This is a genomic window from Mesorhizobium sp. ES1-1 (assembly GCF_020164785.1).
Classification (GTDB): Bacteria; Pseudomonadota; Alphaproteobacteria; order Rhizobiales; family Rhizobiaceae; genus Mesorhizobium.
The window spans coordinates 1-14,311 of record NZ_JAIUGX010000016.1; the positions used below are offsets into that span (position 1 = coordinate 1).

A 14,311-nucleotide genomic window follows, 5' to 3' on the forward strand; every position below is an offset into this window, starting at 1 on the left:
GGAGCTGACGCCTGCGACCGACGATTGAGAGTGGCCGCCGTTTCTTCGCACTGCTGCGGGAAATTCGAAATGCTGGCGGGACAGCACCCCCCTCTGTCCTGCCGGACGTCTCCCCCGCAAGGGGGGAGATTGCCAGCATCGTCGGCTGAACTTTACTTCGGACCTGGGCGATTGGCGAAAGCCAAGGCGACATCCGATCTCCCCCCTTGCGGGGGAGATGTCCGGCAGGACAGAGGGGGGTGGGACGGAACGAGGCGGTTGTTATTTCCATACCGACCTAATCCATGATCCCGCCCAACCTCCAGCCCTACCGCGCCAAGCGCCGCTTCTCGAACACGCCCGAGCCGGCCGGAGGCCCGGTCACCGACGAAGGCAACCGCTTCGTCGTCCACAAGCATCATGCCACGGCCGATCACTATGACCTGCGCCTGGAGATCGGCGGCGCGCTGAAGAGCTGGGCGGTGCCGCGCGGGCCCTCGCTCAATCCCGCCGACAAGCGGCTGGCGGTCGAGACCGAGGATCATCCGCTCGACTATATCGACTTCGAAGGCGTCATTCCCGAAGGCGAATATGGCGGCGGGCCGATGATCGTCTGGGACACGGGCAGCTGGGCGCCGATGGACGATGTCGAGACGAGCCTGCGCACCGGCGCCTTCAAGTTTCGCCTCGCCGGCGAGAAACTGAATGGCGGCTGGATGCTGACGCGGCTGAAGCCCAAGCCCGGCGAAGACCCTGCCAAAAAGAACTGGCTGCTGTTCAAGGAGCGCGACCTCGCCGCTGATGCGAAGCTCGACATCCTCGAAGCCCGTCCGGAAAGCGTGAAGTCCGGCCTGCGCATCGAGGAACTCGCGGCAGCGGCCAAACCGGCAGCCAAGGCGAAATCAAGGCCGGTTTCGCTTAAGCCCGGCGCGCTGCCGGGTGCAGTGAAGGCGCCGGCGCCCGGCAGGATCGAGCCGCAGCTGGCAAGCCAGGTGCCAAGGCCTCCGGGAGGCGAAGGTCCAGGCGAACATACGAACGAGCCCTGGCTGCATGAGATCAAGTTCGACGGCTACCGGACGATGGCGCATCTTTCCGGCGGCCAGGTGCGGCTTATCACGCGCGGTGGGCTCGACTGGACGAAGCGCTATGGCGACCTGCCGCATGCGTTTGCAAAACTGCCGTGCCGCGACGCGGTCATCGACGGCGAGATCGTCGTGCTCGACGCCAGCGGCATCAGCCGCTTCGCGCTTTTGCAGGACGCGTTGGCGCAGGGCGCCGGCAGCAGGCTGCATTTCTACGCCTTCGACCTGCTGCATCTCGACGGCTGGGACCTGACGAAAGCGCCGCTGGTCAGGCGCAAGGCCCTGCTGGCCACGCTGCTTGGCGGTCTCGGCGGCAATTCCGCCATCCAGTTCTCCGACCATGTCGAGGGCTCCGGGCGGGGGCTTTATGAGCAGGCGACGGAACTCGGGCTCGAAGGCGTCGTCTCCAAACGCGCCACTGGAACCTATCAGAGCGGCCGGTCCAAGAGCTGGACCAAGTGCAAGGCGCTGCAGAAAGGCGATTTCGTCATCGCCGGCTACACCATCTCGCAAGCGGCGGAAGGGCTGGCGGCGCTCGGCCTGGCCGAGTGGCAGGACGGCGAGTTGCATTATCGCGGCAAGGTCGGAACGGGCTTCGATGCAGCAACTGCGGCTGGCTTGCTCGCCCGGCTGGAGCCGATGGCGGCGGACGCCACGGCGCCGGAAGGCGCGCCGCGCGAGATCATGCGCGAGATGCACTGGGTAAAGCCGCTCTTGTCGGCGCACATCCACTATGCCAACCGAACCGCCGACAATGCGCTGCGCCATGCGGTGTTTCGCGGCCTGCGCGATGTCGGCCTTTCGACACCGGTCGCGCCGAAGCGCAAGCGGCTGATCGCGGAAGCCGACCTGGCCACCATCTGGGTGACCAATCCGGGGCGGCGCCTGTTCGGCAAGACGGGCCCGACCAAGCTCGACATTGCCGTCTACTACGCGCTGGTCGGCGATTTCATGCTGCCGCATATTCTGGGCCGGCCGGTGTCGCTGGTGCGCTGCCCGACCGGCCTGCCCAAGGACTGCTTCTTCCAGCGCCACGCCTTCACAGGGATGCCGCCCTCGGTGGTGACATTCGACACCGCCAATTCCGAGGGCGAGACCAAAACCTACCTCGCGGTCGAAGGCGCCAAGGGCTATCTGGCGCTGGCGCAGTTCGGCGTCGTCGAATTCCATACATGGGGCACGCATCGGGACCGGCTCGACAGGCCGGACCAGATCGTGCTCGACCTCGACCCCGGAGAGGGGATTTCGTGGCGCGAGGTGGTCGAGGCCGCCATCCACATCAAGGGCGAGCTGGAAGGGATGGGGCTGGTGCCGTTCGCCAAGACCTCCGGCGGCAGCGGCATCCACATCACCGTGCCGGTGACGCGCAAACAGAACTGGAAGAAGCTGCATCAGGTGACGAGCGCGATCGCCAGCCGCCTGGCCGCCGCCGCGCCCGATAGTTTCACCACCACGATGGGCAAGGACAACCGCAAGAAGCGCATCTTCATCGACTTCCATCGCAACGCGCGCGGCCACACTTCCGCCGCTCCCTATTCGCTGCGCGCCCGCACCAATCTGCCGGCCTCGACGCCGGTGAGCTGGGGCGATCTCGAGGCGATCGATGCGCCGCAGGACCTGAACTATTCCTCGCTGCCGGGGCTGCTTGAGACATCGGGGGATCCCTGGGCGGAGATCGACGCGTTTGCCAGGGATCTGCCGGTGATGGAACGCTAGTTCCTCGCCCCACGAAAGTGGGGAGAGGTGGCCGCATAGCGGCCGGAGAGGGGGCAGCGCCGGCTTATGCGGTCAAGCGCCGGAAACATTCGGCGCCGCGCCATTCCCCTCTCCGTCTCGGCTTCGCCGAGCCACCTCTCCCCACTTTCGTGGGGCGAGGAAAAGGGCCGCGCCATCTCCATCGACGCTTGCTATAATTTGAACTATCCTCCGCGCCAACCCCGAGAACACTTCGCTAGGAATTCGGCTGTAAGGTCAGGGATCGGTGTAGGATTTCCGCAGCCTAAATCGTCCTCCGGACGAAGCGCTGCAAAGAGCATGGACAAGACCATGCTGCAACATAGTGTCAGTGCGTTGCCGCGTAGGAGTATATCATGGCGCCCAGGGCAAGTTGGAAGGGTTACCTCAAGCTCAGCCTCGTCAGCTGTCCGGTCCGGCTCTATCCGGCGACGACGACCAGCGAGCGCATCTCCTTCAACCAGTTGCACAAGAAGACCCACAACCGCATCAACATGAAGCCGGTCGATCCGGAGCTTGGCCTCGTCGAGCGTTCGGACCTGATCAAGGGCTACGAATATGAAGACAAGCAGTACATCATCATCGAGGACACCGACCTCGAGGCGGTGCGGATCGAATCCAACCACACGATGAACATCGAAGCCTTCGTCGACGAGCGCGAGGTCGACGTCATCTACCAGGATGCGCCCTATTACATGGCGCCGGATGGGGCCATGGCGGAGGAGACCTTCGCCGTGCTGCGCGAGGCGATGCGCAAATCGGGCAAGGTGGCGATCGCGCGGCTGGTGCTGTCCAGCCGCGAGCGTGTGGTGACGATCGGGGCGCGCGAGAACGGCATGTTCGTGTGCACGTTGAGGAACCCGAACGAAGTGCGAGGCACCGCTGAGTATTTCGGCAATATCCCGGCCGGCAATCCCGATCCGGAAATGCTGCAACTGGCCGAGGCGCTGATCAAGCAGAAGGAAACAACCTTCGATCCGAAGAATTACGAGGACCGCTACGAGATCGCGCTGATGGCGATGATCCGCGAGAAGCTCAAGGGCCACAAGCCGATCATCGCCGCGGCGCCGGAGCGCGGCAACGTCATCAATTTGATGGATGCGCTGAAGGCCAGCCTGTCGCAGTCGAAGCCGCCGGCCAAGTCCAAGAGCAAGGCCGACGAAATTGCCAAACCGGCCAAGTCAGCCGGGAAAAAGGCGGCGACGGGCGGCGCTGCCGAAAATCCGCTGAAGGCCAATCTGCTGAAGGCGGTCGGCAAGAGCAAGAAATGACGGCGATGGCTGTCGCGGGATCCGTCTTCGGCACGATCGGTGCGTTGTCGGCGTTCCCGCTCAGGCTCGCGGCGCGCGAGGTCGAGCGCCAGCACGGCGAGTTGCGACGCGGCGTCGTCAGGCGCACTACGCATGTCGTGTTCGGCCGCACGCTGCTTGCAAAGGCCGGGACCGCCAGGAGCAACGATACCGCAATCGAGCGCCGCGTCGCCGCCGAGCGCGCAGCCGGGCGCACCCCCGTCAGCGAGAACGGCTTCCTGCGCCTGCTCGGGCTCATGAAGGCGCCGGAAGCATCCTCGCTGTCGCGCCAATCGCTGATCGAGCAGTCGCGCCTGTCCGGCGCCGATCTCGACCTGCTCTCGCTGTTCGATGCCTTCGAGCATGATGGCGAGCCCTATTCCTTCCGCGACCTCATCCTGGCGCGCAAATATGCCGGGCTGATTTCCGGCGGGGCGAGCTGGGGCGCGATCGCGCGTTCCGTGCATCGCTCCGGGCCGGTCGCCTCGCTCACCGCCAAATCGCTCAATGTCGGTTCGGCATTTGGCCGCCCCGATCAGATCTATCTCGAAGGCGGCCAAAGCGAACTCGACGGGCAGTTGCTGTTCGATCTGGGCAGCGCCGCGCATGGCGACGACACGCTGGAAGAGCTGTTTGCCGAGGCGGAAGCGGCGGAGGAGGGCGGCGACCATGACGGCGCCGCCGCACTCTATCGCCGCTGTCTCGCCATCGACCCGAGCGACGCCATCGCCGCCTTCAACCGCGCCAACTGCCTGCGCGCCGGCGGCCATGCCGCAGAGGCTGCGCATGACTATGCGAGGGCGATCAAGCTCGACCCGGCCTTCGTCGAGGCGTGGTTCAATCTCGCCGGCCTGATGAGCGAGCAAGGCCGCGACGCCTCAGCGCGGCGGCATCTGCAAAGGGCGATCGCGCTCGACAAGAGTTATGCCGATCCGGTGTTCAACCTGGCCCGGCTGGAATTCGACGCCGGCAATCTGGCGGAGGCGCGCCGGCTCTGGGTGCGCTATCTCGAGCTCGACGCGGACTCGGAGTGGGCCGGGGTGGCGGCCAAGGGCGTGCAGTTCGTGGACATGCAGCTGGCGCGGACGGCGGGGTGACCGTGATTGGCGAAGGCCGCGATGAGAGCCGATCTCCCCCCTTGTGGGGGAGATGTCCGGCAGGACAGAGGGGGGCGCTGTCCCGCCGACGTACCGGCTCATGCTGAAGATCACTTCCTGGACATATCTGACCGTAGGCTGGCGTTCCGTCACGCCCCCCTCTGCCCTGCCGGGCATCTCCCCCACAAGGGGGGAGATTGGCAGCGTCGCGGTCACGCCGGATGTCGCCCCATGACCAGCTTCCTCTTCGACGGTCCCGACACCGCACCCGCGACCATCCTGCTGGCGCATGGCGCCGGGGCGCCGATGGATTCGCCCTCGATGACCGCCGTTGCCAAGGCCCTGGCCGAAGCCGGAATGCGCGTGGCGCGGTTTGAATTCGGCTATATGGCGGCGCGCCGGCACGGTCAGCGCAAGCCGCCGCCGCGGGCGGAGACGGTCAACCCGGAATATGTCGAGGCGATCGCGGATTTGCGCGCCGGGGGCGTTGCCGGCAAGCTCATCATCGGCGGCAAGTCGATGGGTGGGCGCGTGGCCTCGATGGTGGCCGACGAGATGTACGCCGCCGGCGAGATTTCGGGGCTGGTCTGCCTCGGCTACCCCTTTCACCCGCCCGGCAAGCCCCAGCAACTGCGGACGAAACATCTCGCCGGGCTGAAAACGCCGACGCTGATCTTCCAGGGCACGCGCGACGAGTTCGGCACGCGCGACGAGGTCAGCGGCTATACGCTGTCGGATGCGATCGAGGTGATCTGGCTGGAGGATGGCGACCACGACCTCAAGCCGCGCAAGAGCCTGTCGGGATTTTCGGCGGCCGATCATTTGAAGCGGCTGGCGGAGGCGGTGAAGGGGTGGGTGGAGAGGATTTAGGACGGGCGGTCGAGCATTCATTCGATGTTGGCGCCGCCCCTCACCCTTACCCTCTGGCCGTGAAGAACGGGGAGAGGGGGGCGGCAGCGTTGAAGCTATTTCCTTCTCTCGGTTCTTATACGGGGAGAAGGTACCGGCAGGCGGATGAGGGGCAGCCCTGCCATTGGCCATTGGCCCATATCCGGCCGCGGCATTCAACCATTGCTTGCCCATCGCCGCTGCTTCCTGCTTCATGCTTCAAATGAAAATCGCCACCTTCAACGTCAACAACATCAACAGCCGGCTGACGAACCTGTTAGCATGGCTGGCGGCCGCGAAACCCGATGTCGTGTGCCTGCAGGAACTCAAGGCGCGCGACACGCAGTTTCCGCGCTCCGCTTTGGCCGATGCCGGCTATGGCGCGGTATGGAAGGGCCAGCCGACATGGAACGGCGTCGCCATCCTGGCGCGGGGCGCCGAGCCGGTGCTGACCCGCGACGTCCTGCCCGGCGATGATGCGGACAAGCAGAGCCGCTACATCGAGGCGGCGGTCAGCGGCGTGCTCATCGGCTGCCTGTATGCGCCGAACGGCAACCCGCAACCGGGGCCGAAATTCGCCTACAAGCTTGCCTGGCACGAGAGGCTGAACGCGCATGCCGAGCAATTGCTCGGCACCGGCGTGCCGGTTGTGCTGGCGGGCGACTACAATATCGTGCCCGAACCGCGCGACATCTACGCCACCCGCTCCTATGACGACAATGCGCTGGTGCAGCCGGAAAGCCGCGCCGCCTTCGCCGCGCTCATCGAGCAGGGCTGGCTCGACGCGCTACGCAAGAAACATCCGAAGGAGACGCTCTACACGTTCTGGGACTATCGCCGGAACCGCTGGCCGCGCGACGCCGGGCTGCGCCTCGACCACATCCTGCTGTCGAAGAAACTGGTGCGCCGGCTGACCGCCGCCGGCATCGACCGCGACGTGCGCGGCCAGGACGGCGCCAGCGACCACGCGCCGGTCTGGGTGGAACTCAAGTGAACGCCGCGTATCTGTGGCTGCCGGTCCTCCTTGCCACGGTCGTGCTGCTTGCCGGCATAACCTGGCTGGCGTCACGCGCGCGTGCCCGCCGCAAGGCTGCCCGCCGGGCCGATCCCGGCAATGACTATGCCATCCGCACCGACTGGGCGGATGGCGGGGGCATCCTCAATTACTCGTCCTTCGTCTATTTCGACGTCGATCGCGACGGCGAATATGGTGTCGGCGACCGACCGATGGCCGGGATCATGGTGCGGCTCCAGGACGAGGCGGGCAAGGTGGTCATGGCGACACGGACCAACAATGCCGGTTTCGCCAATTTTCCGATGTCGATGAAAAGCCGGAAGGCAGTGATCCGCGCAGCAGGCGATTGGCGCTTTTCGGTGTCGGTGCCGCCGGGTTGGCGGGCGACAGGCGCCAATGAGGTCCAGGCACGGCACATCGATCATATGCCGGGCTCGCCGACCGGGCTGGTATCGCGCGAGATGCTGTCGCCGGTCGGCCTGGCGCCGCCCCGCTCTCTTGCCGGGTGGATCAGTGATGACGCCCACTCGACCAGGCGCATCAGTGATGACGCCCGACCAGGCGGGCGCATCCGTGATGACGGAACGCCGACGCTGGCGGTGCTGCGCGACGGAGCGGTCGTCGAGACACGGACGCTGCCGCCGGGCGCCGCCTTTCGCGTCGACCTGCCGGAAGACGCCGACGCGTTCAGTATCACGGGCGGCGGCCTGGACCGCTGGCTGGCCCTGTCGCCTTATCCCGTCGATCTCGGCCTGCTGTCATCTCGAACCGATCGCCTGGCGAGCGACGCGGTGCTGGAGACGATCGACTTCGACGATGTGACGGGGCGCACCTTCAGGAAAATCCCGTCAGGCCATGCCGGGCTGAGTTGGCGCAATCTGAACGCCATGGCGCGCGATTACACCAAGGACAGCCAGGGCTACGTCAATGGCAATGTATCGGGCGACCATGTGGCCTATACAAGCAGCGGACTGCCGGCCGAGTTCAGCTGCGACCGGCCGTTCGGCTTCCACTCCGTCATGCTGACGGCTGCCTGGCTGAGTTCGGAAGGCGAGGTGGCGCTGATTGAAAGCTGGCTTGGCGACCAGCTTGTCGCAAGCGACCACTTCGCGCTGTCGGCGCTGACGCCGGTGCACTACGCCCCGATGCTCAGGGCTGTGACCCGCGTCCGCCTGTCAACGACTCATCGCTGGCAACTGGTCCTGGACGATCTTGTCCTGGCGCGCTGAGATCAGCGCGACAGCGCTAAGATCAGTCCGGCAATGGGTTGGAGGCGCCGTTCGCGGCGGTGACCGCCGACAGCTGGCCCTTCTTGAGAAGCAGCGGCTTTGCGTAGGTCTTCTTCATGTCCAATTCCCCCTGGTTTGCCAGCAGATGATGGCAGACCCTGGGCAAGTGTCAACAAGGGCTCGATTGGAGCCCTTCGATGCAGCACAGGCGCGAGAAGCAGTAGACGTTCGAACGCCGCTCAGATCTCGTCGAAACGGCCTTCCCGGTCGGGATGCCGGCTGATGGCGGCTTCTTCCTCATCGTCGGGCAGGGCGTCGTCACTGTCCTGCAGCGCGTTGTCGTCATCCTCTTCGGGCAGGTCGCCATCCTTCTCGATGCCGTAGTTGATGCCGTCCGAGTCGATTACCGAATCCGGCAAGATCTCGGCGCCGGCGATGGCATCCCAATCCTGCTGTTCGATCACCGGACCATCGGCCTCGATGCCATTTTCGATGTCGGTGCGGGTGGTGTCGCGGGGTGCCATGCTTGATCTCCAGATTACGAGAAGGATCGAGGGCGAAACTCGGGCGAAAGCTGTTTGTTCCGGAGGCAAGGCGTCCTTGGACGATAGGCGCTTACGCTTCGGTCCTGTCGTGCACGGCCTTCGGCACGAAGAGCGCGGCGATGAAGCTGTCCAGTGCACGCAGGCTTGGGATGCGCCGCGGCGACCGGATCAGGCCCTGTTCGCGCGCGGCCCTTTCGAAGGCGGCCATTGCGATGGCCGGCCGGCACGCGCCGGCCTGTGCCGCCGCGATCAATTGCCTTGCGCGAAGATAGCTCGGCGCCTGCTTGTTGCACCACCTGCCGTCAAGGGCGTCGCGGGCCTCGGTGAGCGTCGAGACCGTCATCGAACGGGCGTCGATGAAACGAACGGCGAGCGGCGCGAGGCTGTTCATACCGGATGTTCCTACCAACCCATCCACTCGCGCGTGCGCCATGCGAGGCCCGCAAAAGGTGCGATGAGCGCGATCACCACGAACATCAGTGTGAAAGGGTGTTTGGTAACGGAGGGTCGGCGCGCCATCGGACATCCTCGCTGAAGAGTTCCGCTTTAACGTCATGATAGACGGTTGGTTGCACCGGGCATGCCGCAATTTGCTCGGCGCCGCCTGGCGGGGAGGGCAGTCGAGCCTGCTCGAAAGCGCTTGGGCTGAGGTCGACCTTGCCGTGGTCGTTCGAGGCTTCAGCCCGGCAAGGTTATCTCCCGGCTGAGTTTCACCAGCTCGCCGCGCGTGTGGCGGCCGGTTTTCTCGAACACCCGCAACAAATGGGTTCGCACCGTGCTTGGCGCCACGCCGAGCTTTTCTGCGATGGCGGCCGTCGTCTCGCCTGCCGCGACCAGTTCGAAGACACGCTGTTCGGCGGGCGTCAGCTCATAGAGGAGGCGCATGGCCTCGGCCGGCATTTCGAGCGGCGTGGCGGGATCCCCGATGAAGACGGCGGCGACCGCCCGCCGGTCGAGGCCGCCGCGCAGGGTGCGCTTTTCGAGCGGCATGACCTGCAGCGCCACCGCCGTGCCGTCGCGAGACTTCGCCGCGATGCCGATGCCGCGCCGTCCGAGCTCCTGCTCGGCGCGCGTCGCGGCCTGTACAGCCGCCTGCAGGCGGTTGGGCACCAGTTCGCGCGGCAAGGTGAGCTTGCCGCGTAGAGAGGCAATCGGATCTCCATTGGCCAGCATGGTCTTGGCCGCCGCATTGGCATGCACGATCGACATGTCCTGCGCGATCAGCACAACTGCCGAGCGCGTCGCGTCGAGCGCGGCCTCGAACGTGGAGGCGGCCGATGTCGTCTTGTCGAGCATGCGGCTGATGACCGCCGCCCGCCTCACATGCGGCGCCATAAGGCGCAGGCCGTTCATCTGGGCGTCGGTCAGCGGCGGCGCGGATTCGTGCAGGCCAAGTCCCACATTGCCGACCATCGTCCGGTCGCGGGCCAGCATGATGCCGACCTGATCGACGAGGCCGAGCGGGCGCACCCATTCCTCGTAGAAACGATTGCCTTCCCAGACATCCGGGCCCGTGATCCGCGACTGCAGGATCGGCTCCTCGAGCGGCATTTCGGCCATGCGCGCCATGCCGCCCCAAAGCTCGATGACGTCGTCATTATAGGCCTCCATGCCGGCGGCATATTCAGGGGGAATGTTGGTGGAGACCTGCACCATGGCGCTTCCCGTCGGCAGCGAGATCACCGAGATCGCTCCCAGATGAAAGCCGAAATGGCGCCGCATGTCGTCAAGCGCCTTCTGCCAGAGATCAGGCTCAATGACGGCATCGTAGAATGTGCCGATCATGCCTGAGAGTTCCGCGAATTCATCCGCCAAAATCTGCTCCCCGAAAGCGCCCGCCGCCGAAATACAGCATAGTGCGGATCTGTTGGCTAGTTTGGACAGTGATGCTGTCCCATGGTGGCTGGAGTAACGTCGATAAACTGATTCAAGCTGGATGTTCTCCACCAGTTGGTGGATGCCGACCTTCAATCTCGTCGCTAGCCTTCCGATGAATTGCGAATCTGCAATCGGGAATTGGCATTCGATCAGGCGGGGGCGTTTGGGAATGAAAGAACAGCGTGGCGGGGCGAACAGCCCGTTTGCGGTTGACGGTTCGAAGGGCGACGTGTTTCCCGGAGTCCCGCCGAGGCTACGCGCCTTGCTCGGCGCTTCATCGCTGGTGCTCGGCCTCATGATTTCATTCGGAAGCTCGGCCCTTGCAGATGACTGCGGTGACGGGACCGGCCTGGACGGCGCCTACGCCTGCGGCGCTGGCGCGAATGCATCCGACAGCCCGGCGAACAGCGCATTCGGCAATAATTCCACAGCCTCTAGCGATGGCGGCAATACCGCGGTCGGGGCGGCTGCTACGGCCGCTCTTGGAGCCAACAACACGGCTCTCGGCTACAATGCAGTCGCGGCTGGCAACAACGCCACCGCACTCGGTCAAGGCGCCAATGCCAGTTTTGACGGTTCCACCGCCGTGGGCCAGGGCGTTGCCACGACGAGGGATAACCAGGTTGCCATCGGCGGCAGCCAGGCAACCTATACGCTTTCCGGCCTGCCATCCGCCGCGAGCACCAGCGCCCAGTCCGGCACCACCTATGTCGTGACCACCGACAGCGCTGGCAACCTCGCCGCCTCGACATTCGATTTCGAGGCCCTGTCGGATACGGTGGCGCAGAACAGTTCAGACATCAGCGCGCTGCAAGGCACGGTGAGCGGCCACACCGCGGAACTCGCCGACCACGAGACGCGCATCACCAACAATGAGAGCGATATCGCGCAACACACGACCCAGATCGCATCGCTCGACACGCGGGTAACAACCAACACCGCCGACATTGCTACAAACACCTCCAACATCGCCATCAACACGGCCGACATCGCGACCAACACCGCCAACATCGCCACCAACACCAACAACATCGCGCTGCTCGACGGTCGTGTCGGCAGCCTGGAAAGCGGGTTGGACTTCGCCAACAACAGGATCGACAAGGCCTTCGAAGGCACGGCCATGGCGCTGGCGATGGCCGGCAGCGGGCTGCCCGGCGACAAGAATTATGCCGTCTCGCTGAACTGGGGCACGTTCGAAGGCGAGAACGCCTTTGCCGGCAGTGCGCAGGCCCGCATCAACGAGAATGTCATCCTCAGCGGCGGCATCGGCATGGGCGCCAGCAATCACACCGTAGGCGGCCGCGCCGGCGTGACAGTCGCCTGGTAAAGGCAGCCGATCGGACCTGTCGCGTGACCTGCGGCCAAGCGTCGGCCTCAATATGGCGGGCTGGCTGGAAAGCCGTTGCGCTGCTTCTCGGCCTTGCGACGAGCCTGGTATCTTATCCGGCCGCAGCGCAGACCGGAAAGGCCTCCGAAAAGGCGCATGCGAAGCCCGCCAATCTCGACCGCAACGGCGTGCTGATCCTGACGCGTGGCACGCTGTTGGCGCTCGACCAGGCCAACAAGACCGGCAACTACACAGTGCTTCGCGATCTTGGCTCGGCCAGCTTCCAGAACAAGAGCGCGTCCGACCTGGCCGAGATCTTCGCCGCACAGCGCAGGCAGATGCTGGATTTCAGCGCGGTCGCGGCGCTCGAGCCGCAATTGACGCTGCTGCCGCAGACGGAGCCGAACGGCATGCTGCACATGATGGGCTTCTTTCCTTCCGCGCCCCTGCAGATCAATTTCGAACTGCTGTTCGAGCCGGTCAATCGCCAGTGGAAGGTTTACGGGCTCGCGGTCAACCTGACGCCGGGAGGCCCGCAGGCACCTGACAAGCCAGCCGCCGAACCGGCCAAGCCCGTCGATGCCGGGCCGCCCGAACCGCCTTCGACGGCCGTGGGCAAGAAGAAAGCAGCGCTCGCCAAGCCGTAAGCTTCCTAAAGGCCGCCCGCCCGGGGGTGGGTCGCGCTCTCCTGGCCCGGTTTTACCTGCAAGGCCCGCGAATAGTCTGGAACCGAGCTTAAGCCCGTGAGTTTTTAGCCCGGCGGGTTTGTAGATTTACCCAAAGGAGATTGTCATGAAACTTTTTCTCAAGAGCGTGGCCGCAGCGGCCGTCCTGATCGGCGGCATCGGCGTTGCCATGGCTGAAGACGTTGTCGTCGTGAAGCCAGGCACGAAGGTGGTGGTGGAGCCGCAGCAGGAAACGGTGGTGCGCGAGTATATCAAGAAGGAACCGGTGGCCTCGGTGAACCTGTTGGGCGTCGAGTTGAAGCTCGGCTCTTCGGTGCCGGACACCGTCGAACTGCGTGAGGTCCCCAACGTCAAGTACCGCGTCGCCGTCATCAACGACCAGACCGTGCTGGTCGATCCCGACACACACCAGATCGTCGAAGTCCTGAACTAAGCTTGCCAAGAAGATGAAACGAAACGTCGTTCCCAAGGGAAGCGGGTAACGCTTTCCTTGGGAATTGCGTGAAGAAGACGTCCGACGCGGTTGGTGAACTCGTCTATTCGGCTGCCGGCGCCAGCTTGTCCTGCGTCTTCGTCTCGAAATCGCTGGCGTCGTGACGTTCGTGGAGTTGCAGGGCCGGTTCGCCGAACGCGCGGTTGACCATACGGCCGCGCTGGACAGCCGGGCGCGCGTCAATGGCTTGCGCCCAGCGCTGGACGTTCTTGTACTCCTGGACCGACAGGAAGTCGCCCGCATCATTATACATGCGGCCGAGCGCCAGTCCGCCATACCAGGGCCAGACCGCCATGTCGGCAATGCTGTAGTCGGCGCCGCCGAGATATTCGACCTCGGCCAGACGGCGGTCGAGCACATCCATCTGGCGCTTGACCTCCATCGAGAAGCGATCGATGGCGTATTCGAACTTCTCCGGCGCATAGGCGTAGAAATGGCCGAAGCCGCCGCCGAGATAGGGCGCAGAGCCCATCTGCCAGAACAGCCAGGACAGGACTTCAGCGCGCGCCGGCTGTTCCTTCGGCAGGAATTCACCGAATTTCTCGGCGAGATAGACGAGGATCGAGCCGGATTCGAACACCCGGATCGGTGTATCGCCGCTGCGGTCCATCAGGGCCGGTATCTTCGAATTCGGATTGACGGCGACGAAGCCGCTGCCGAACTGGTCGCCATCGTTGATCTTGATCAGCCAGGCATCGTACTCGGCGCCCTCATGCCCAAGCGCAAGCAGTTCCTCCAGCATGACCGTCACCTTGACGCCGTTGGGCGTGGCCAGCGAATAGAGCTGCAGCGGGTGCTTGCCGACAGGCAATTCCTTGTCATGCGTCGGACCGGCGATGGGCCGGTTGATGCTGGCGAACGTACCGCCATTGGCCTTGTTCCAGGTCCATACTTTGGGCGGGGTGTAGTCGGTCATTGCGGGGCCTCGGATGGTGGGTTTGGCAGGGGAGATGTGAAGTTAGGGTTGCGGAGGGGAAAGTTCAACTTGCGTTGAACTATTAGCGACGGTTGCGATGCCCCTCATTGCCCTGCCGGGCATTTCTCCCCGTATAGTGACGGGGAGAAAGGC

The 14,311-nt window shown here is 64.7% G+C and carries 14 protein-coding genes; 9 read left to right on the plus strand and 5 right to left on the minus strand.

What is annotated here, in order from left to right:
- Positions 1 to 284: 284 nt before the first annotated feature.
- From ligD to LB513_RS23140, 6 genes are all read left to right on the plus strand, one after another.
- Positions 285 to 2,777: a DNA ligase D gene (gene ligD / locus LB513_RS23115; RefSeq protein ID WP_224665798.1), complete on the plus strand. Its 2,493-nt coding sequence runs from the start codon at positions 285 to 287 to the stop codon at positions 2,775 to 2,777.
- A gap of 374 nt (positions 2,778 to 3,151) precedes the next feature.
- Positions 3,152 to 4,066, plus strand: a complete 915-nt coding sequence (locus LB513_RS23120; RefSeq protein ID WP_224665799.1) for a Ku protein — start codon at positions 3,152 to 3,154, stop codon at positions 4,064 to 4,066.
- 5 nt (positions 4,067 to 4,071) lie between these two features.
- Positions 4,072 to 5,181: a tetratricopeptide repeat protein gene (locus LB513_RS23125; protein ID WP_224665880.1), complete on the plus strand. Its 1,110-nt coding sequence runs from the start codon at positions 4,072 to 4,074 to the stop codon at positions 5,179 to 5,181.
- Between the two features lie 231 nt (positions 5,182 to 5,412).
- Positions 5,413 to 6,051, plus strand: coding sequence for an alpha/beta fold hydrolase (locus tag LB513_RS23130; protein ID WP_224665800.1), 639 nt, complete (start codon positions 5,413 to 5,415; stop codon positions 6,049 to 6,051).
- A 241-nt stretch (positions 6,052 to 6,292) separates the two neighbouring features.
- The gene (locus LB513_RS23135; protein ID WP_224665801.1) at positions 6,293 to 7,063 is read left to right on the plus strand and encodes an exodeoxyribonuclease III; all 771 of its coding nucleotides are present in this window, start codon (positions 6,293 to 6,295) and stop codon (positions 7,061 to 7,063) included.
- Positions 7,060 to 8,313: a hypothetical protein gene (locus LB513_RS23140; RefSeq protein WP_224665802.1), complete on the plus strand. Its 1,254-nt coding sequence runs from the start codon at positions 7,060 to 7,062 to the stop codon at positions 8,311 to 8,313. The genes LB513_RS23135 and LB513_RS23140 overlap by 4 nt, the downstream gene beginning before the upstream one ends.
- Positions 8,314 to 8,335: 22 nt before the next feature.
- Here LB513_RS23140 and LB513_RS23145 read toward each other — a convergent pair whose 3' ends face one another.
- From LB513_RS23145 to LB513_RS23160, 4 genes are all read right to left on the minus strand, one after another.
- Positions 8,336 to 8,431, minus strand: a complete 96-nt coding sequence (locus tag LB513_RS23145; protein ID WP_224665803.1) for a putative RiPP precursor — start codon at positions 8,429 to 8,431, stop codon at positions 8,336 to 8,338.
- A 121-nt stretch (positions 8,432 to 8,552) separates the two neighbouring features.
- The gene (locus LB513_RS23150; protein ID WP_224665804.1) at positions 8,553 to 8,837 is read right to left on the minus strand and encodes a hypothetical protein; all 285 of its coding nucleotides are present in this window, start codon (positions 8,835 to 8,837) and stop codon (positions 8,553 to 8,555) included.
- A 91-nt stretch (positions 8,838 to 8,928) separates the two neighbouring features.
- On the minus strand, positions 8,929 to 9,249 hold the full coding sequence (locus LB513_RS23155; RefSeq protein ID WP_224665805.1) for a DUF982 domain-containing protein: 321 nt from the start codon (positions 9,247 to 9,249) through the stop codon (positions 8,929 to 8,931).
- A gap of 287 nt (positions 9,250 to 9,536) precedes the next feature.
- On the minus strand, positions 9,537 to 10,673 hold the full coding sequence (locus LB513_RS23160) for a helix-turn-helix transcriptional regulator (RefSeq protein WP_224665806.1): 1,137 nt from the start codon (positions 10,671 to 10,673) through the stop codon (positions 9,537 to 9,539).
- Between the two features lie 232 nt (positions 10,674 to 10,905).
- On the opposite strand from LB513_RS23160, the gene LB513_RS23165 reads away from it, so the two are divergent.
- From LB513_RS23165 to LB513_RS23175, 3 genes are all read left to right on the plus strand, one after another.
- Positions 10,906 to 12,063: a YadA-like family protein gene (locus tag LB513_RS23165; RefSeq protein ID WP_224665807.1), complete on the plus strand. Its 1,158-nt coding sequence runs from the start codon at positions 10,906 to 10,908 to the stop codon at positions 12,061 to 12,063.
- 23 nt (positions 12,064 to 12,086) lie between these two features.
- Complete coding sequence (locus LB513_RS23170; protein ID WP_411962738.1) at positions 12,087 to 12,710, plus strand: hypothetical protein; 624 nt, start codon at positions 12,087 to 12,089, stop codon at positions 12,708 to 12,710.
- A 145-nt stretch (positions 12,711 to 12,855) separates the two neighbouring features.
- Positions 12,856 to 13,182 carry a DUF1236 domain-containing protein gene (locus LB513_RS23175; RefSeq protein WP_224665808.1) on the plus strand — a complete coding sequence of 109 codons (327 nt, stop codon included), beginning with the start codon at positions 12,856 to 12,858 and terminating at the stop codon, positions 13,180 to 13,182.
- Positions 13,183 to 13,285: 103 nt separating this feature from the next.
- On the opposite strand, the gene yghU is transcribed toward LB513_RS23175, so the two are convergent.
- Complete coding sequence (gene yghU / locus LB513_RS23180; protein ID WP_224665809.1) at positions 13,286 to 14,158, minus strand: glutathione-dependent disulfide-bond oxidoreductase; 873 nt, start codon at positions 14,156 to 14,158, stop codon at positions 13,286 to 13,288.
- Between the last annotated feature and the right edge of the window lie 153 nt (positions 14,159 to 14,311).

Bases quoted from the DNA above. Each gene is read 5' to 3' on its own strand.
- LB513_RS23150 (WP_224665804.1), bottom strand. From the start codon at position 8,837: ATGGCACCCCGCGACACCACCCGCACCGACATCGAAAATGGCATCGAG.
- LB513_RS23175 (WP_224665808.1), top strand. From the start codon at position 12,856: ATGAAACTTTTTCTCAAGAGCGTGGCCGCAGCGGCCGTCCTGATCGGC.
- LB513_RS23145 (WP_224665803.1), bottom strand. From the start codon at position 8,431: ATGAAGAAGACCTACGCAAAGCCGCTGCTTCTCAAGAAGGGCCAGCTG.
- LB513_RS23125 (WP_224665880.1), top strand. From the start codon at position 4,072: ATGGCTGTCGCGGGATCCGTCTTCGGCACGATCGGTGCGTTGTCGGCG.
- ligD (WP_224665798.1), top strand. From the start codon at position 285: ATGATCCCGCCCAACCTCCAGCCCTACCGCGCCAAGCGCCGCTTCTCG.
- LB513_RS23135 (WP_224665801.1), top strand. From the start codon at position 6,293: ATGAAAATCGCCACCTTCAACGTCAACAACATCAACAGCCGGCTGACG.
- yghU (WP_224665809.1), bottom strand. From the start codon at position 14,158: ATGACCGACTACACCCCGCCCAAAGTATGGACCTGGAACAAGGCCAAT.
- LB513_RS23130 (WP_224665800.1), top strand. From the start codon at position 5,413: ATGACCAGCTTCCTCTTCGACGGTCCCGACACCGCACCCGCGACCATC.
- LB513_RS23165 (WP_224665807.1), top strand. From the start codon at position 10,906: ATGAAAGAACAGCGTGGCGGGGCGAACAGCCCGTTTGCGGTTGACGGT.
- LB513_RS23120 (WP_224665799.1), top strand. From the start codon at position 3,152: ATGGCGCCCAGGGCAAGTTGGAAGGGTTACCTCAAGCTCAGCCTCGTC.
- LB513_RS23155 (WP_224665805.1), bottom strand. From the start codon at position 9,249: ATGAACAGCCTCGCGCCGCTCGCCGTTCGTTTCATCGACGCCCGTTCG.